Source organism: Clostridioides sp. ZZV14-6009 (assembly GCF_020658095.1).
Taxonomy (GTDB): domain Bacteria; phylum Bacillota; class Clostridia; order Peptostreptococcales; family Peptostreptococcaceae; genus Clostridioides.
In genome coordinates this window covers 1-237 of sequence record NZ_JAGWDG010000092.1, presented here as the reverse complement: position 1 = coordinate 237, position 237 = coordinate 1, and the positions used below count along the sequence as shown (strand labels likewise).

At 59.5% G+C, this 237-nt stretch carries 2 tRNA genes; both read right to left on the bottom strand.

Going from position 1 to position 237, the window contains the following annotated elements:
* Window positions 1–76, bottom strand: a tRNA-Phe gene (locus tag KGF36_RS20030).
* A gap of 3 nt (window positions 77–79) precedes the next feature.
* Window positions 80–156, bottom strand: a tRNA-Ile gene (locus KGF36_RS20025).
* Window positions 157–237: the final 81 nt, after the last annotated feature.

Genomic DNA, 237 nt, shown 5'->3' with positions numbered 1-237 from the left:
TGGTGCCCAGAGGCGGAATCGAACCACCGACACGGGGATTTTCAGTCCCCTGCTCTACCGACTGAGCTATCTGGGCAAATGGTGGGCCTAGCTGGACTCGAACCAGCGACCTCACGCTTATCAGGCGTGCGCTCTAACCACCTGAGCTATAGGCCCTTACTTGGTCGAGGTGAAGGGACTCGAACCCCCGGCCCCATGGTCCCAAACCATGTGCGCTACCAAACTGCGCTACACCTC